We start from the raw sequence: 16,488 nt of genomic DNA, 5'->3' as shown, positions 1-16,488 counted from the left end.
TGAGGCAGCCAACCGGTCAAGTCAACGGGCAATTGGCTGCGAGCACGGCGCGCTGCGCGCGCCACCGATGTCGGAGGACCTGCCATGATCACCGAGACCACCGTCATGCGCGCACGCCGCGCCTGCAGCCGCCTGGCGCTCTGCCTGGCCACGCTGGGCGCCCTGCTGGCGGCCCAGCTGCCGGCGCACGCGGCGCGCGATTCGCTGGAGAACCGCTACGACATCGCCGTCTACCCCAACGGCGGCAGGCCCGACCTGACGGTCGACCCGATCAGGCTCAAATCCCAGCTCAGCGTGATCGACCGCTTCTTCGACCCGAACGACGCGGGCGACCGTTGCGCCGTGCTCGAAGGGGCCGTCGGCGGCTATGGTTGGCGCCGCCTGATGGTGTTCGACGTGGTGATCGTCAACGCCGGCGACGGCGATCTGGTGGTGGGCGACCGCAGCGACCCGGCCAACCCCTATGCCGGCGCGTTCTACTTCGACGCCTGCCACGGCCACTATCACATGGCCGGATTCTCGGAGTACCGGCTGCGCTACAAGTCCGACGGCAATGTCTCCACCATCGGCCGCAAGCAGGGCTTCTGCTTCGAGGACTCGTTCAAGTACAGCGGCAACAAGAGCGCCGGCTTCCACTGCGGCTACCAGGGCATCACCAGCGGCTGGGGCGATTGGTACTACAAGCAGCTGCCCGGCCAGTGGATCGACGTCACCGGCGTGGCCGAGGGCGATTACGAGCTGGAGGTAGAGATCAATCTGCAGCCCGACCCCTACAAGTTCGACCAGGGCCTGAACCGTTACCCGGACGTCGTGCGCGTGCCGGCCAGCGTACCCAAGCGCAGGGAACGCTAGGCACTACCGCCGCCGCGACGCCGTATCCGTGTGGCACGAGCACCCGGCGTCGCCCGCCCCGCCAGCTCCGGCGCAAACAACTCCAGCACGCGCAGTTGCGCGCCGCCGCGCCTGAACACCGAGTGGCGCGCCCACAGCATCTGGGCCGAGGCCTCGGTGCCGGTGGCCTGGCGCCATTGCTTGAGCATCTGCCGGCGCGTGTGGCCATGCCGGGCCAGGCGGCGCGGCTGCAGCTCGCTGCGCGTGATGCGCGGATCGTCGTAGAGCAGATGCGCGAGCGGCCGGGCGCCCAGGCCCTTGAGCGCCTTCCAGGGCCCGGCCAGGGCGCTCTGGTGCAGGGCCGAGCGCGCCCACACCAGGGGCACGCCATCCACCCGCAGCAGCACCTCGCGCACCACCGTGCAGCCGCGCCGCGGCAGCCCCAGGGCCAGGCGCTCCTGCGCGCGCAGCGGCGTGACGGCCTGGCGCAGCACCTCGACCTCGAAGCGCTCGCCCAGGCGCGCCAGGCGCCGGCTCAGCGAACCGGGCGCGCGCAGCCAGGCGCGCAGGCTTGAACGACTAGCGATCCCCACCGCAGCTCAGCCAGCGAACTCGTCCCCAAGCTCGCGGGCGCGATGCTGGGCGGCCAGCACGGCGCGCTGGATCGCCTCGCCCACGCCGGCGGCCTGCATGCTGGTGATGGCGGCGTAGGTGGTGCCGCCCTTGGAGGTGACGCGCTCACGCAAGACGCTAGGCGATTCGCTGGACTGCAGGCCCAGCGCGGCGGCGCCGGCGCAGGTGGCCAGGGCCAGCTCGCGGCCCTGGGCCTCACTGAGGCCCATCTGCTGCGCGGCCGCCGTCATGGCCTCGACGACATAGAAGAAATAGGCCGGGCCCGAGCCGGAGAGCGCGGTCACCGCGTCCAGATCGGCCTCGGCGTCCACCCACAGGGTGCGGCCGGTGGGTGCCAGCACGGCCTCCACCAGGGCGCGGTCGGCGGCCGAGACGGCCGCATTGGCGTAGAGGCCGGCAATGCCCTGGCCGATCAGGGCCGGGGTGTTGGGCATGGCGCGCACCACGCGCGCGGCGCCGGTGGCGCGCGCGATCGTCTCGCTGCGGATGCCGGCCATCACCGAGAGCTGCAGGGCCTGGGACACATGAGCGGCGCAGGGTGCGGCAGCCGCGCCGAACAGCTGCGGCTTGACGGCCCAGACCAGCAGCGCGGCCTCGGCCAGGCCGGCGTTGGCGGCCGCCTCATGCACGCGCAGGCCGGCAAACTCGGCCTGCAGCTTGGCACGCTGCGCCTCGAAGGGCTCCACCACGAGGATGGAGTCGGCCGGGCGGCCGGCCTTGATGAGGCCGCCGATGATGGCGCTGGCCATATTGCCGCCGCCGATGAATGCCAGGGTGCTGTTCATGGGGGGCAAGTGTAGGCGGCCTGTGCGGCAGCCTCGCTCAGTGCATGCCAGCCAGCAAGGCGGCGTTGCCGCCCGCTGCCGCGGTGTTGATGGTGAGCGTCTGCTCGGCGGCGAAGCGGTACTGGTGCTGCGGGTTGGCGGCTTCGGCGGCGCTGATCAGGGGCAGGATGGCGCCCTTGCGTTCGGCCAGGGCCTGCACCAGGGCGCGCGCCGAGCCGTTGCTGGCGGCGGCGATGCACACGCCGGCCAGCTCCGGATGCTGCAGCAGCGCACGCTGGGTGCCGCCATCACCCGGCAGCAGCGCCAGGGCCTCGGCGGCCACGCCACCGCGCAGCAGCGCCAGGCGCAACGCGTCGCCCGAGGCGGCGCCCAGCAGGGCCACGGCATTGCCGGCCAGCAGGGCCGCGCCCACCGCGCCGGCCACCTCGGCCGGGCTGGCGCCCTGGGCCAGCACCGCGATCACGCCGCGGCCATGCAGGCGCAGCTCGTTGCTTTCGCCGGTGGGGCCGGGCAGCACCTTGGTGGCCAGGCCGCGCTGGGCCTGCTGGGCATGGGCGCGCAGGGCGCGCGCCGCCGCCTCGTCCAGGCCCGCGGTGGCACGCTGCACCGCGGCCACGCGGGTTTCCAGCGCCACCTCGCTCCAATGGGCATGGCCCACGCGCAGGGTGTTGACGGCGCTCAGATCCACCTGGCCGCTGGCCGGCACCGGCTCGGGCTGGCCGGCGGCCGCGGCGCCGGTATCCGGCTGGGCCGCAAAACGCCACAGGTAGTTGGGGCCGCCGGCCTTGGGGCCGGTGCCCGACATGCCTTCGCCGCCAAAGGGCTGCACGCCCACCACCGCACCGATGATGTTGCGGTTCACATAGACATTGCCGATGCGGGCCTTGTCAGCCAGGCGCAGGGCGCGGCTGTCGATGCGGGTCTGGATGCCCAGGGTCAGGCCATAGCCCAGCGCGTTGATCTGCGCGATCACCGCATCGGGCTCGCCGTTCCAGCGCAGCACGTGCAGCACCGGGCCGAAGATTTCCGCGCCCAGCTCGCTGGCCTTGCGGATCTCGAAGGCCACCGGCTTGATGAGGCGGGGCACGGCGTCGTGCACCGGGGCCTCGGCGATCAGCCTGGCCTCGCGCTTGAGGCGCTCGACATGGTGGGCGATGTTGTCGAAGGCCTCGTCGTCGATCACCGGGCCCACATCGGTGGCCAGGTCGGCGGGCTTGCCCACCCACAGCTCCTTGAGCGCGCCGGCAATCATCTCGATCACGCCATCGGCAATGCTCTCGTGCACGCACAGCAGGCGCAGCGCCGAGCAGCGCTGGCCGGCACTGCGGAAGGCGCTCTGCACCACCGCGTCGGAGACCTGCTCGGGCAGCGCGGTGGAGTCCACCAGCATGGCGTTCAGGCCGCCGGTCTCGGCGATCAGGGGCACGACCTGACCCTGCTTGGCGGCGAGGGTGCGGTTGATGATCTGCGCCACCTGGGTGGAGCCGGTGAAGCACACGCCGGCTGTTTCTGCCGCGGCGGTGAGGCGGGCGCCGACGGTCTCGCCTGGGCCGTGCAGCAGCACCAGCGCATCCTCGGGCACGCCGGCGGCGTGCAGCAGCTCCACCATCTTCAGCGCCACATAGGGGGTCTGCTCGGCGGGCTTGGCGGCCACCGTGTTGCCCACCACCAGGGCGGCCACCACCTGGCCGGCGAAGATGGCCAGCGGGAAGTTCCAGGGGCTGATGCAGACGAACACGCCGCGGCCCTGCATGGCGCCGCCATGCTGCTCGGCCTCGTCGGCGTAGTAGCGCAGGAAGTCGACCGCCTCGCGCACCTCGGCCACGCAATCGCCCTGGGTCTTGAAGGCTTCCTGCACCAGCAGTGCGCAGAACTCGGGCAGGCGCGCGTCCAGCGCGTCGGCGGCGCGGCGCAGGATGGCGGCGCGCTGCTCCACCGGCGTGGCGTTCCAGCCGCCGAAGCCGGCCTGCAGGCGTGCCATCGCGGCATCCACCTCGGCCGGCGTGGCCTCGGCCACCGGCAAGACCTGGCACCCGGCCAGCGCCTGCGCCAGCGGCGCGCGCTGCGCCAGCACGGTCAGGTCCACGCCGCTGGAGTTGCGGCGGCCGAGGCCCTGGTGGTCCTGGTAGAGGCGCACCGGCAGCGGCAGGGCGCCATGCTGCTGCAGCTGGGTGAGCGGCGAGGCCAGCAGCTCGGCCGGCTTGACGCTGGGGTCGGCCAGCTGGTGCACGAAGGAGGAATTGGCGCCGTTCTCGAGCAGGCGGCGCACCAGATAGGCCAGCAGGTCGCGGTGCTCACCCACCGGGGCGTAGACGCGGCAGGCGATGGTGCCGTCCTTGATGGCCTCGCGGTGGATGCCCTCGCCCATGCCGTGCAGGCGCTGCAGCTCGAAGTTGGCACCCGCTGCCTTGGCCATCTGCAGGATCGCCGCGATGGTGCCGGCGTTGTGGCTGGCGAACTGCGGGTAGATCACGTCGGCATGCCGGATCAGGCGCTGGGCACAGACCAGGTAGGAGACATCGGTGTGCTGCTTGTGCGTGAACACCGGGTAGGCCTGCAGGCCCTGCTCCTGGGCGCGCTTGATCTCGCCGTCCCAGTAGGCGCCCTTCACCAGCCGCACCATGAAGTGCAGGCCGTGCTGGCGCGCGATGCGGGCCACCTCGTCCACCACTTCCAGCGCACGCGTCTGGTAGGCCTGCACCGCCAGGCCGAAGCCGCGCCACTGCGGGAAATGGCTGGCGATGCGCGCGGCCAGCGCGTCCAGCACCTCCAGCGAGAGCTCCAGGCGATCCACCTCCTCGGCGTCGATGGTGAGGTTGATATTGGCCTGCGCGGCCTTCTCGATCAGCTGCCAGACGCGCGGCAGCAGCTCGGCGAACACGCGCTCGCGCTGCAGCACCTCGTAGCGCGAGAACAGCGCGCTGAGCTTGATCGAGATGCCGTCGGCGGTCTCGGGCGCCTCGGCCTTGCGGCCGCTGGCGATGGCCTCGATGGCGCTCACATAGGCGGCGTGGTAGCGGCGCGCATCGGCCTCGGTGCGGGCGCCCTCGCCCAGCATGTCGTAGCTGAAGCTGAGCTTGGGCTCGGCCTTGCGCTCGCTGTCGGCCTCGGCCATCGCCTCCTTGATATTGCGGCCCAGCACGAACTGGCGGCCCAGCAGTTGGATGGCGCGCACCGTGGCGGCCACCACCGTCTGCGCGCCCAGACGGGTCAAGAGGCCACCCTCGCCATCGGCGTCGGGCAGGAATTTCTTGGACAGCGAGATGGCGCTGGCCGAGAGGCTGGCCAGCATCTTGTGCGGGCCGTCGGAGCCGCCCTCGAACTGGGCGCGGCCGAGCTGGTCGGCCGTGAGCGCGATCGCGGTGGGCGCGTCTGGCACGCGCAGGAGCGCCTCGGCCAGGCGCATCAGGGCCAGGCCCTCGGCGCTGGTGATGGGGTACTCGCGCAGCAGCGATTCCATCGCCCAGAAGGGGGCGGGGTTGTCGCGCACATGCTGGACCCAGGGGGTGGCCTGGTTGATCACCGCCGTCCAGTCGGGCCCGGCACCGAAGGCGGCCACCAGGGCGCGCAGGACCTCGGTCTCGTCGCGGTAGGGGTTGGGCAGGCGGGCGGTCTCGGGCGGCAAGGCGAAGGCGGTCATGGCATCCCCCGGAAAGGGCGGTCATCTAGTGAAGACCTGAACTTTATTCGCGCGCCTCTTGGATTAAATTCCGATGATCAACTGATCGCTAGTGAGAAATCCAGATGGGCAGCGAAGCCAACGAACTCGACAAAATCGATGCCCGCATTCTGCGCGTGCTGCAGCAGGATGGGCGCATTTCCAATCTCAAGCTGGCCGAGGCGGTGCACCTCTCCCCCACCGCGGTGTTGGAGCGCGTCAAGCGCCTCACCCGCGAGGGCTATATCCTTGGCTACGAGGCGCGGCTCAACCCCGCCAAGCTGGGCGCGGCCATGCTGGTCTTCATCGAGATCCTGCTGGACCGCACGGTGCAGGACGTGATGGACAACTTCAAGGCCGCCGTCCAGGCCCGCCCCGAGATCCTCGAATGCCATCTGGTGGCGGGCGGCTTCGACTACCTGCTGAAGACCCGCGTCTCGGACATGAGCGCCTACCGCGAGTTCATCGGCAGCGTGATCTGGACCCTGCCGGGCGTGCGCGAGACCCGCACCTATGCGGTGATGGAAGAGGTGAAGAACACCACCGCCCTGCCCATTTAGGAATTTCAAGCGACTCCCCCATCGGGGGGTGCACCCCCTTCGATCCCACCCGCGTGTGATGGGAAGCCGAGGCACGAGCGCCCAAACTGGATCTCACATCAAGCCGCTGTCCAGGAGCCGCACCATGCAAACCACCGCCAGCCAGTTGCAACGCCAACACCCGCAACACCCGCACTGCGGTTGGTTTGACTCCAGCCTGGAGCTGCGCCAGGGACTGGATGTGCACGAGCTGTCGGACCTGGAGCTGCTGGCGCTGTGGAGCGAGCTCAAGCCGGCCCCCGCTGCCTTGCACTGAGTGAGCACCGAGTTCATGCCCTGCGGCATGAGCGACGGCTCACGAAGGCCGGGGCGCCTGCCAGCGCTCTGGCTGATGGATGCGTCGCTGCAGCTGCAGCCGGGTATAGGGCTGGTCGCGGCCGGAGAGCTGCAGGCTCAGCTGGACCACCCAGTCATGCGTGCGGGCGCGCGGCGCGGCCACCGGCGCCAGCAGCAGCAAGGCCAGCGCGCCGGCGGGCAGCCAGGCCGGCAGCACCAGCCTCAGGCAGAACTGGCCGCGCAGCGCCCACAGGCTGACGGCCGCACCCAGCACCAAGCCAGACAAGGCTTCAGACGCCGAGTGTGCGCTCACCTGCACACGTGAATAGGCGACCAGGGCGGCCAGGCCAAGGCCCAGCCCAAAGCCCCAGGGCCGGCCGCGCAGCGCCAGCCATCCCATCACCGGCAGCACCGCCGCGGCGCACATGGCGTGGCCCGAGAAGCCGGTGAAGTCCCATTCGGCCAGGCCCAGGCCCCAGCCCAGGAAGGCCAGCTTGCTGGCGGTGGTGAGCGCCACCGCCGCCGCCAAGGCGAGCAGCCAGCGTCGTGCCAGAGTGCCCTGCCCGCCATGCCAGGCCAGCCAGGCGGCGCCGGCCAGGGCCAGCGGCAGCAGCAGCTGGGCCTCGCCCAGGCGCGTCAACAGGGGCCAGAAGAAGTCCGGCGAAGACCCAGGGTTTGCGAGCATGGGCCGAGCTTAAACGCTCAGGCCAGATGCAGATGCTTGAGCTGGGGCTTGCGCGCCGGCTCCTGCTTGGGCAGCACGAAGTCCTCGGCCGGCATGGGGCGGCCGTAGTGCCAGCCCTGGGCCCAGTCGCAGCCCTCGCGCTTGAGCCATTCGGCCTGCTCGGCGGTTTCCACGCCCTCGGCCAGCACGTCCAGGTTGAGGCTGCGCGCCAGCACGATGACGGTGCGCGCGATCGCGGCGACGTTGCTGTCGCTGCCCAGCTCCTGCACAAAGCTGCGGTCGATCTTGAGCGTCTGCACCGGCATGCGCTTCAGGTAGGAGAGCGAGGAATAGCCGGTGCCGAAATCGTCGATCGCCACGCGCACGCCGCGGCTGGCCAGCTGGCCCAGCAGCTCGATGGCCTGCTCCGCGTCTTCCAGCAGCAGGCTCTCGGTCACCTCCAGCTCCAGGGCCTGGGGCGGGCAACCGGTTTCCTTCAGGATGAAGTCGACGGTGTCGATGAAGTCCGACTGGCGCAGCTGGCGCGCCGATACGTTCACCGCCACCTGCTGGGGCTTGCCGGGCTGGCCCTGCCAGCGCGCCGCCTGGGCGCAGGCCTGCTCCAGCACCCAGCGGCCGATCGGGATGATCAGGCCGGTGTCCTCGGCCAGCGGGATGAACTCGGCCGGCGAGATCGGGCCGCGGGTCGGGTGGCGCCAGCGCAGCAGGGCCTCGGCGCCGACCAGATGGCCGTCGGACAGGCGCACCTGGGGCTGGTATTCGAGGCGGAACTGCGCCGCCTCGTTGGCATGCCGCAGCGCATGGGTGAGCTCGAAGCGCTGCTGCACCACCTGGGTCAGCTCGGGGCGGTAGGCCTGCACGGTGTTGCGGGCATGCACCTTGGCGCGGCACATCGCGGCCTCGGCATTGCGCAGCAGATCGTCCACCGCCACGCCGTCGGTGGGGAACAGCGCCAGGCCGATGCTGGCGCCCAGGTTGAAGCGCTGCTGGCCCACCACGATGGGCTCGTCCATGGCCTGGATCAGGCGGTCGCCCAGGCGCATCGCGGTCTCTTCGTCCACCAGGCCGCTGAGCACCACGACGAACTCGTCGGCCCCCACGCGCGCCACCGAATCGCTGGCGCGCATCACGTTGACGAAGCGCTCGGTGGTGGTGAGCAGCACCTGGTCGCCCGCCGTATGGCCGGCGATGTCGTTGACGTCGCGGAAGCCGTCCAGATCGATATAGAGCACCGCCACGCAGGTATGGTCGCGCTGGGCAATGCCGATCTGGCGCGCGATGCGGTCGCGCAGCAGGGCCAGATTGGGCAGGCCGGTGAGGCGGTCGTGCAGGCTCTGGTGCAGCAGCTCGGCCTCGGTCTGCTTGATGCGCGAGATGTCGGTCAGCACGCTCAGGTACTGCACCTCCTGCGCCTGCGACTCATCGGCCGGCACGCGCACCACCGTCACCCAAACGGGCACGGTGTCGCCGTTCTTGTGGCGGTCCACTAGCTCGCCGCTCCATTTGCCGCAGCGCTCCACATCGGCCCACAGGGCCTTGAGCTTCTCGGGGTCCTGCTCGCCGTCGCGGAACAGGCGCGGCACCTGGCCCAGCAGCTCGGCACGGTTGTAGCCGGTGATGGCGCACAGGGCCGGGTTGAGATCGCAGATCTGCAGCCGCGCATCGGTGACCATGATGCCCTCGCCGCAATGCTCGAACACGGTGGCGGCGCGGCGCGCCTGCTCCATGGCCTGCTGCAGCTGGGTGACGTCGCGCGCCACCGCCACCTGGCCCAGGTAATGGTCGTCGTCGAACACCTCGGCCTTCACCACGTCCAGGCACAGGCGCTGGCCATCGGGCTTCTCCACCCAGTTGAGCACGCGCCTGGCGCTGGTCTGCTTGGTCCAGGTGGGGGGCTTGGCCAGATCGGCATCGCGGCGGCCCATCAGCTGGGCCTCGCCGGCGCCCACCACGCTCTCGAAGGCCGGATTGCAGCCCTCGTAAGCGCCCTGGGCGTCCTTGAAATACATCGGGTCGGGGATGGCGTTGAGCAGGGCGCGCAGCTTGGCGCGGTCGCGGCGCAGGCGCAGGAGCTCCTCACGGCGGCGGCGCAGGCGCACGCGCTGGCTCAGCACCAGGCTGAGCACCAGCCCCATGGCCACGCCACCGGCCACGCACAGCGAACTCAGCCACAGAATGGCGCTGCCACCGCTGAGCCCCAGCGGGTTGGCGATGCTTTCGGCAGACGTTTGCGCGTTGGCCCACCAGGGCCAAGCCAGCGCCAACGGCACGATGCGGCGGTGCAAGGTCAAGCTCATAAGTCCCAGGAAACCTCGGGCGCCGCTGGCGCGGCGCAGGCCATTCGTCGATCACCCCTGCACTGCGGGCGTCCCCTCGTTCTCGGCCTTTCGGAGTGTCGTGAGCTGGCTTGATACTGGCTAGGGTTTACAGCGACGACGCCAGCCGCGTTCCCTGCAAAATTGCACGCTTTGCGTCCAATTCGCCGGCTTCCAGCGCGCCGCCCACCAGGTGCACCGAGACCCCGGCGGCCTGCAGCGGGGCCTGCAATTCGCGCAGCGGCTCCTGGCCGGCGCACAGCACGATGGTGTCGGCCTCGATCAGCTGGGTGTCGGCGCGCTTCTCGCCATAGCTGACCCACAGGCCCTCGGGCGAGATCGCCTCGTAGTTGACGCCGTCCAGCATGTCGACGTTCTTCATCTTCAGCGCCGCGCGGTGGATCCAGCCGGTGGTCTTGCCCAGGCCCGCGCCGAGCTTGCCGGCCTTGCGCTGCAAGAGCGTGATGGCGCGCGTGGGCGCCTCGGGCGCCGGCCGCAGCAGGCCGCCGCGCGTCTCGGTGGGGTCGCCCACGCCCCAGTGGCGGCGCCAGGCGGCGGCGTCCAGGGTGAGCGAATGGCCGGCCTCCAGCAGGTACTCGGCCACATCGAAGCCGATGCCGCCGGCGCCCACGATGGCCACGCGCTGGCCCACCTGGGCACGCCCGGCCAGCACCTCGATATAGCTCAAGACCTGACCCCGCGCCGCGCCCTCCTCCTGGCCCTTGATGCGCGGGTTGCGCGGCGTCACGCCGGTGGCCAGCAGCACCTCGTCGTAGCCCTTCAGCGCCTCGACGCCGACGCGCGTGTTCAGCCGCAGCTGCACGCCCGTCACCTCGATGCGGCGGCCGAAGTAGCGCAGCGTCTCCTGGAACTCCTCCTTGCCGGGGATGCGCTTGGCCATATTGAACTGGCCGCCGATCTCGCCGGCGGCATCGAACAGATGCACCTCGTGGCCGCGCTCGGCCAGGGTGGTGGAGGCCGCCAGCCCGGCCGGGCCGGCGCCCACCACGGCGATCTTCTTGCGGCGCTGGCCGCCGGCGGCGATAGGCACGATCTTCAGCTCGGTCTCGAAGGCGGCGCGCGGGTTCACCAGGCAGGTGGAGATCTTCTGTGCAAAGGTATGGTCCAGGCAGGCCTGGTTGCAGGCAATGCAGGTGTTGATCTCGTCGGCGCGGTTCTCCCTGGCCTTCTTGACGAAGTCGGGGTCGGCCAGGAAGGGCCGCGCCATGCTGACCATGTCGGCCGCGCCCTCGGCCAGCACGTTCTCGGCCACCTCGGGGGTGTTGATGCGGTTGCTGGTGATCAGCGGCGTCGTGATGCCCTCGGCGCGCAGCTGCTCGCGCAGCTTGTGCGTGACCCAGGCAAAGCCGGCGCGCGGCACCGAGGTGGCGATCGTCGGGATGCGTGCCTCGTGCCAGCCGATGCCGGTGTTGATGATGGTGGCGCCGGCCTTGGCCACGCCGCGCGCCAGCTGCAGCACCTCGTCCCAGCTGCTGCCGTTGGGGATCAGGTCCAGCATCGAGAGCCGGTAGATGATGATGAAGTCCGGCCCCACCGCCTCGCGCATGCGCGTGAGGATCTCGAGCGGCAGGCGCATGCGGTTCGCGTAGCTGCCGCCCCATTCGTCCTGGCGCTGGTTGGTGTGCTCCACCAGGAACTGGTTGATGAAATAGCCCTCGGAGCCCATCACCTCGACGCCGTCGTAGCCGGCCTCGCGCGCCAGCCTGGCGCAGCGCACGAAGGCGCGGATCTGGCGCTCGATGCCGCGCGCGCTCAGCTCGCGCGGCGTGAAGGGCGAGATCGGCGACTGGATGCGCGAGGGCGCCACGCAAAAGGGCTGGTAGCCATAGCGGCCGGTGTGCAGGATCTGCAGCGCGATCTTGCCGCCCTCGGCATGCACGGCCTTGGTGATGATGCTGTGGCGCTTGGCCGCACCCGAGGTGGCCAGGGTGCCGGCAAAGGGCTTGGCCCAGCCCTCGATATTGGGCGCATAGCCGCCGGTGACGATCAGCCCCACCTCGCCGCGCGCGCGCTCGGCGAAGTACACCGCCATGCGCTCGAAATGCTTGCGCCCGTCTTCCAGGCCGGTGTGCATGCTGCCCATCAGCACGCGGTTCTTCAGCGTGGTGAAGCCGAGGTCCAGGGGGGCAAGCAGGTGCGGATAGCTCATGGGCGGGGCGGATCTCGTGAAAAGTGCGGGCCATGCTAGCAGCGGCCCTCGCGGCGCCGATGCTGGCAAACCCCGCTTTGGAGAGCTTGCACTACTCGCACGCCCGCCCCGCCCAGACACAGTTCTTCACCGCTGCGACACGCTGGCACACCGATCAGCAACGCGCCCCGGTTGGAATCGCCCGAACCCTCTCGAACCCTTTCCTTGCGGAGTCATCAGATGCGATTCAAACCCTGGGCCCTTGGCCTGGCCATGGCGGGCGCAAGCCTTCTGCTCAGCGCCTGCGGCGGCGGCAGCAGCAGTGGCAACGACACCAGCCTGCGCCTGCTCAACGCCAGCAGCGGCTACGGCTCGCTGGACCTGACGGTCAACAGCGTCAGCGTCAACGGCAACGTCGCCTATGCCAACGCCGGCAGCTATGCCAGCGTCAGCACCAGCGCCACCAGCTCGCAAGTGCTGGCCAGCGGCGTCGGCACCACGGTGGCCAGCACCACCCCCTCGCTGGCGAGCGGCAGCCACTACAGCCTGATCGCCTACGGCTGGGCTGGCGCCCTGCACACCACCCTGCTGCAGGAGGCCGAGACCGCCGCCGACAGCGGCAAGAGCAAGCTGCTGGTGCTGAACCTGGCCACCGACGCCGGCGCGCTGGACGTCTACGTCACCCCAGCCACCGACAGCCTCGACAACGCCACGCCCATCTCCACCAACCTGGCCGGCGGCAGCGGCAGCGGCTACAACAGCATCAACGCCGGCAGCTACCGCGTGCGCCTCACCGGCTATGGCAACAAGAGCGATGTGCGCCTGGACATCCCCAGCATCACGCTGGAATCCACCGGCGTCTCCACCCTGCTGATCACCGCCACCGAGGGCGGCGTGCTGGTGAACGGCCTGCATGTGAAACAGCAGGGCGCGGTGACCAACTACCCCGGCGCGGTGGCGCGTGCCCGCGTGGTGGCCGCCGTCTCGGGCAATGCCAGCGTGAGCGGCCTGCTGGGCGACGTGAGCCTGCTGCCCACCTCGGTGGCGCCCACCATCGGCGAGTACAAGACGGTGGCGGCCGGCAGCGCCAACCTGGGCCTGACGGTGAACGGCCAGGCCATGGCCGTGGCCAGCCCCAACCTGAAGGCCGGTGGGGACTACACCCTGCTGGTGTGGGGCGACGCGGCCGCGCCGCAGCTGAGCGTGCTGGCCGACGACAACCGCCTGCCCACCACCCTCAGCACCGCCAAGATCCGCCTCATCAACGGCGTGGCCAGCCTCAACACCGGCCTCACCATGAGCGTGGACTACAGCGCCATCGCCACCAATGTGGTGCCCGGCACCAGCTCGGCCAACAGCAGCATCCCGTCCAGCACGGCCTCGCTGCTGAGCGTCAGCTCGCCCACCTCGGGCACGCCGGTGTTCAGCATCGCCAGCCTGCCGGTGCTCTCCAGCGGCGTCTACAGCGTCTTCATGATGGGCGGCGCCAGCAATATGCTGGGCACGCTGCGGCGCGAGCGCTAAGCCCTGCTCCGACTCCTCTTCGCCCCGCGATCGCCCTGCGACGCGGGGTTTTTTCTTGCCGGGCACACCGGACATCAAGCTTTCATATGCCATGGCTAGCATCGCGCCGCCGGTTGCCGGTGTGCCCTGTCCAGCCCATGCTTCGAACTGCCCTCCTCGCCCTGCTGCTCGCCCTGTGCACCCTGCCCGCCCAGGCGCAGGTGCAGGGCAGCGGCGCCAGCTTCCCCTCCAAGGTCTATGAGCGCTGGGCCCAGGCCTATGAAAAGGACAGCGGGGTGCGGGTGGACTACCGCGCCACCGGCTCGGGCGAGGGGCTCAAGAAGATCAGCGCACGCGCGGTGCATTTCGGCGGCTCCGACACCCCGCTGTCCGCCAGCGAGCTCGAGCAGCGCCGCCTGGTGCAGATCCCCATGCTGGTGGGCGGCATCGTGCCGGTGGTGAACCTGCCCGGCGTGGCGGCGAACCGCCTGCAGCTGAGCGGCGAGCTGCTGGCCGCCATCATGGCCGGCGAGGTGCTGCGCTGGAACGATGCGCGCATCGCCGCGCAGAACCCCGGCCTGGCCCTGCCAGCGCTGCGCATCCGGCGCGTGGTGCGGGCCGACAAGTCCGGCAGCACCGAGGGCTTCACGCGCTACCTGGCGCTGAGCTCGGCGGCCTTTGCCGAGCGTGTGGGCGCGAGCCAGCTGCCGCACTGGCCCGGCGAGGTGCTGGCGGCCGAGGGCAACGACGGCGTCAGCGCCGCGCTCAAGGCCAACGAGGGCGCGATCGGCTATGTCAGCTACGACCGCGTGGTACGCGAGAAGCTCATCGGCGTGAGCCTGCGCAATGCCGATGGCCAGTGGGTGGCGGCCTCGGACCAGGGCTTTCGTTCGGCGATCCGCCACAGCGACCTGGCCGCCCAGGGCAAGGACACGGCCAGCCTGCTGAACCGCCCCGGCGCCGACAGCTGGCCCATCACCCTCACCAGCTTCGTGCTCTTCGATGCGCGCCCGCAGCGCGCCGACAGCGCCGCCATGACGATGCGCTTCCTCTACTGGTGCTTTCTGCACGGCGACGAGCTGACCCGCGGCACCGGCTTCGCGCCGCTGACGGTGAACGTGCAATCGCGCCTCTCAGCGCGCTTTGCCTCGGTGCGCGCACAGGACGGCGGCGCGCTGAACTACCAGCTGTTCTGAACGACGCCTCAATGCCCGGCGATCACGCCGCAGGCGATGCGCGCGCCCGAGTTGCCGGTAGGCTGGGTGGCGTAATCGTCGGCCTGGGCGTGCACGATCACCGCGCGCCCGATCAGGTTGCCGGCGCCCTGGCCCAGCGTCGGGCCCATCAGCATGAACTTCTGGTCCACCGCGCCCTCGGCATCGGCCTTCAGCGCCGGCAGATCGCCGGCATGGTGGGCGGTCTGCTGCGGGCCATGGGGTTGGCCATCGGGGTTGAAATGGCCGCCGGCGCTGCTGCCGTCGGTGCTGGCGCAGCTGCCGTTCTCATGCACATGGAAGCCATGCTCGCCATTGGGCTTGAGCCCGCTGAGCTTGGCATGCACCATCAGGTGGCCGTCCATGGCGTGGAACATCACCAGGCCGCGCACCTGGTTGCCCTGGGTGGGGGTGAGCGAGGCCACGGCCATGCGGCCGCCCATCGTCATCGGCGGCTTGCCGGCATCTGGCGTGGCACAGGCGGTGAGCGCCAGCGCGCTCAGGGCGAGGAGGGAAAGGGAAAGCTTGCGTTGCATGGCGGTTGGCTAGGGAGCTGACTCGGAAAGCTAGCGACTTTAGGGCCTGTTCGCGCTACGTCAATAGGCCGCGTTGTCGGCCAGAAAGGCCGCAGGCAAGGCGCAAACCGCAGCCGGGTTGCACACCCGGCGAGGATTTGCAACGCGGCCTGCGGTCTTTCTGGCCACAACCCTGCGGGAAGGCTCGTCTTGGCGGGCCACGCGTCGTTGCAACGCTGGCCCGCACGCGAGTGCGGGCGGCGCGCTGCGCCTAGCGTGGCCCGCCAAGGCGAGCCTTCGCGACCCATTGGCGTAGTGTGAACAGGCCCTTATGGATGGCCCCGGCCCTGCGCGTCCCCGAAAGCTGCGGCATGATGCCGCGATGCATAACCCGACGCCCACGCCCGCCGGCCGCAGCTCGCTCATCGCCGGCCTGCTCATCGTCATCATCTGGGGCCTGAATTTCCCGATCCAGAAGGCCTTGCTGACGGCCATGCAGCCCGAGGGTTTTCTGTTCCTGCGCTTTGCACTCATGCCGCTGCTGGTGCTTGGCCTGCTGCTGCAGCGCTATGGCCTGGCCTGGCCGCGCGTGTCGCGCGGCGATGCCTGGGCACTCACGCGGCTGGGCTGCCTGGGCCAGGGCCTGCACCTGGCGCTCTCCAGCTATGGCATCCATTTCTCCACGCCCTTTTCCAGCTCGGTGCTGCTGGCCTGCGGGCCGGTGTTCACCCTGCTGATCCTGCGCGCCTACGGCCTCGAGCGCCTGCAGCGCGCCCAGCTGATCGGCATCGCGCTGGCGGCGCTGGGCGCCCTGGTCTTCATGTCCGACAAGCTGGCCGGCGGGCAATGGCGCGCCAGCGGCGGCGATCTGGTGCTGCTGCTGGCGGCCGCGCTGTTCTCCTATTACACGGTGGCGGCCAAGCCGCTGATCGAACGCCATGGCGCGGTGCTGGTGATGTGCTACGCCAGCCTGGCCACCACCCTGCCGGTGCTGGCCTATGCCACACCCGTCGCGCTGCGGGTGGACTGGGCCGGCGTTTCGCCCTGGCTGTGGCTGGGCGCGGCCTGGGCCATCGTGATGATCGGCTTCGTCAGCTGGCTGGGCTGGGGCTGGGTGAACGCGCAGCGCGGCGTGGCGCGCACCGCGCCGCTGATCTACCTGATGCCGCCCATCGCCGGCCTGGCGGCCTGGCTCAGCACCGGCGAGAGCTTCACCGCCGTCAAGCTGGCGGGCGCGGCGCTGACCCTCTCCGGCGTGGCGCTGGCGCAGTTCGCGCCACATGCGGCGGTGGTGGTGGCGGCGCCCGAGCCGGATTGAATCCCGC

13 protein-coding genes are annotated in these 16,488 nt (G+C 70.4%); 6 read left to right on the top strand and 7 right to left on the bottom strand.

Going from position 1 to position 16,488, the window contains the following annotated elements; genetic code table 11:
- Positions 1 to 84: 84 nt before the first annotated feature.
- Positions 85 to 852 (top strand): lysyl oxidase family protein, encoded by a 768-nt coding sequence (locus tag PFX98_RS07510; protein WP_285234564.1) that lies wholly within the window; start codon positions 85 to 87, stop codon positions 850 to 852.
- Here the strand turns inward: PFX98_RS07510 and PFX98_RS07505 are convergent.
- From PFX98_RS07505 to PFX98_RS07495, 3 genes are read right to left on the bottom strand one after another with little or no spacing between them, the layout of a single operon-like run.
- Positions 849 to 1,424 (bottom strand): chorismate--pyruvate lyase family protein, encoded by a 576-nt coding sequence (locus PFX98_RS07505; RefSeq protein WP_285234562.1) that lies wholly within the window; start codon positions 1,422 to 1,424, stop codon positions 849 to 851. The two genes, PFX98_RS07510 and PFX98_RS07505, sit on opposite strands and share 4 nt — an antisense overlap.
- A 6-nt stretch (positions 1,425 to 1,430) precedes the next feature.
- Positions 1,431 to 2,249, bottom strand: a complete 819-nt coding sequence (gene proC, locus PFX98_RS07500; RefSeq protein ID WP_285234561.1) for a pyrroline-5-carboxylate reductase — start codon at positions 2,247 to 2,249, stop codon at positions 1,431 to 1,433.
- 37 nt (positions 2,250 to 2,286) lie between these two features.
- Positions 2,287 to 5,889: an L-glutamate gamma-semialdehyde dehydrogenase gene (locus tag PFX98_RS07495; protein WP_285234560.1), complete on the bottom strand. Its 3,603-nt coding sequence runs from the start codon at positions 5,887 to 5,889 to the stop codon at positions 2,287 to 2,289.
- A 104-nt stretch (positions 5,890 to 5,993) separates the two neighbouring features.
- Between PFX98_RS07495 and PFX98_RS07490 the strand changes: the two genes are divergently transcribed.
- Both PFX98_RS07490 and PFX98_RS07485 read left to right on the top strand, forming a co-directional pair.
- Positions 5,994 to 6,467: an Lrp/AsnC ligand binding domain-containing protein gene (locus PFX98_RS07490; RefSeq protein WP_285234559.1), complete on the top strand. Its 474-nt coding sequence runs from the start codon at positions 5,994 to 5,996 to the stop codon at positions 6,465 to 6,467.
- 124 nt (positions 6,468 to 6,591) lie between these two features.
- On the top strand, positions 6,592 to 6,762 hold the full coding sequence (locus tag PFX98_RS07485; RefSeq protein WP_285234558.1) for a hypothetical protein: 171 nt from the start codon (positions 6,592 to 6,594) through the stop codon (positions 6,760 to 6,762).
- Between the two features lie 39 nt (positions 6,763 to 6,801).
- On the opposite strand, the gene PFX98_RS07480 is transcribed toward PFX98_RS07485, so the two are convergent.
- The 3 genes from PFX98_RS07480 to PFX98_RS07470 form a co-directional block, all read right to left on the bottom strand.
- Positions 6,802 to 7,467 carry a phosphatase PAP2 family protein gene (locus PFX98_RS07480; RefSeq protein ID WP_285234557.1) on the bottom strand — a complete coding sequence of 222 codons (666 nt, stop codon included), beginning with the start codon at positions 7,465 to 7,467 and terminating at the stop codon, positions 6,802 to 6,804.
- A 17-nt stretch (positions 7,468 to 7,484) separates the two neighbouring features.
- Positions 7,485 to 9,764, bottom strand: a complete 2,280-nt coding sequence (locus PFX98_RS07475; RefSeq protein WP_285234556.1) for a putative bifunctional diguanylate cyclase/phosphodiesterase — start codon at positions 9,762 to 9,764, stop codon at positions 7,485 to 7,487.
- 127 nt (positions 9,765 to 9,891) lie between these two features.
- Positions 9,892 to 11,952: an NADPH-dependent 2,4-dienoyl-CoA reductase gene (locus PFX98_RS07470; RefSeq protein WP_285234555.1), complete on the bottom strand. Its 2,061-nt coding sequence runs from the start codon at positions 11,950 to 11,952 to the stop codon at positions 9,892 to 9,894.
- A 219-nt stretch (positions 11,953 to 12,171) separates the two neighbouring features.
- Here PFX98_RS07470 and PFX98_RS07465 point away from each other — a divergent pair, with 219 nt between their 5' ends.
- Together PFX98_RS07465 and pstS are read left to right on the top strand one after the other, a co-directional pair.
- Positions 12,172 to 13,455, top strand: coding sequence for a DUF4397 domain-containing protein (locus PFX98_RS07465; RefSeq protein WP_285234554.1), 1,284 nt, complete (start codon positions 12,172 to 12,174; stop codon positions 13,453 to 13,455).
- Between the two features lie 137 nt (positions 13,456 to 13,592).
- Complete coding sequence (gene pstS, locus PFX98_RS07460; protein ID WP_285234553.1) at positions 13,593 to 14,630, top strand: phosphate ABC transporter substrate-binding protein PstS; 1,038 nt, start codon at positions 13,593 to 13,595, stop codon at positions 14,628 to 14,630.
- 8 nt (positions 14,631 to 14,638) lie between these two features.
- Here the strand turns inward: pstS and PFX98_RS07455 are convergent, their stop codons facing one another.
- The gene (locus tag PFX98_RS07455) at positions 14,639 to 15,184 is read right to left on the bottom strand and encodes a superoxide dismutase family protein (protein WP_285234552.1); all 546 of its coding nucleotides are present in this window, start codon (positions 15,182 to 15,184) and stop codon (positions 14,639 to 14,641) included.
- 361 nt (positions 15,185 to 15,545) lie between these two features.
- Between PFX98_RS07455 and PFX98_RS07450 the strand changes: the two genes are divergently transcribed.
- The gene (locus tag PFX98_RS07450; protein ID WP_285234551.1) at positions 15,546 to 16,481 is read left to right on the top strand and encodes a DMT family transporter; all 936 of its coding nucleotides are present in this window, start codon (positions 15,546 to 15,548) and stop codon (positions 16,479 to 16,481) included.
- The last annotated feature ends 7 nt before the right edge of the window (positions 16,482 to 16,488 follow it).

The sequence above is a fragment of the Paucibacter sediminis genome, from assembly GCF_030254645.1.
GTDB lineage: Bacteria > Pseudomonadota > Gammaproteobacteria > Burkholderiales > Burkholderiaceae_C > Paucibacter_B > Paucibacter_B sediminis.
This window is presented reverse-complemented; position numbering and strand designations above follow the sequence as displayed.

What these genes read in the sequence shown, in the direction of transcription:
- PFX98_RS07495 (WP_285234560.1), bottom strand. Translation starts at nt 5,889, where the DNA reads ATGACCGCCTTCGCCTTGCCGCCCGAGACCGCCCGCCTGCCCAACCCC.
- PFX98_RS07450 (WP_285234551.1), top strand. Translation starts at nt 15,546, where the DNA reads ATGCATAACCCGACGCCCACGCCCGCCGGCCGCAGCTCGCTCATCGCC.
- PFX98_RS07470 (WP_285234555.1), bottom strand. Translation starts at nt 11,952, where the DNA reads ATGAGCTATCCGCACCTGCTTGCCCCCCTGGACCTCGGCTTCACCACG.
- PFX98_RS07485 (WP_285234558.1), top strand. Translation starts at nt 6,592, where the DNA reads ATGCAAACCACCGCCAGCCAGTTGCAACGCCAACACCCGCAACACCCG.
- PFX98_RS07455 (WP_285234552.1), bottom strand. Translation starts at nt 15,184, where the DNA reads ATGCAACGCAAGCTTTCCCTTTCCCTCCTCGCCCTGAGCGCGCTGGCG.
- PFX98_RS07480 (WP_285234557.1), bottom strand. Translation starts at nt 7,467, where the DNA reads ATGCTCGCAAACCCTGGGTCTTCGCCGGACTTCTTCTGGCCCCTGTTG.
- PFX98_RS07490 (WP_285234559.1), top strand. Translation starts at nt 5,994, where the DNA reads ATGGGCAGCGAAGCCAACGAACTCGACAAAATCGATGCCCGCATTCTG.
- PFX98_RS07475 (WP_285234556.1), bottom strand. Translation starts at nt 9,764, where the DNA reads ATGAGCTTGACCTTGCACCGCCGCATCGTGCCGTTGGCGCTGGCTTGG.
- PFX98_RS07510 (WP_285234564.1), top strand. Translation starts at nt 85, where the DNA reads ATGATCACCGAGACCACCGTCATGCGCGCACGCCGCGCCTGCAGCCGC.
- proC (WP_285234561.1), bottom strand. Translation starts at nt 2,249, where the DNA reads ATGAACAGCACCCTGGCATTCATCGGCGGCGGCAATATGGCCAGCGCC.
- PFX98_RS07465 (WP_285234554.1), top strand. Translation starts at nt 12,172, where the DNA reads ATGCGATTCAAACCCTGGGCCCTTGGCCTGGCCATGGCGGGCGCAAGC.
- pstS (WP_285234553.1), top strand. Translation starts at nt 13,593, where the DNA reads ATGCTTCGAACTGCCCTCCTCGCCCTGCTGCTCGCCCTGTGCACCCTG.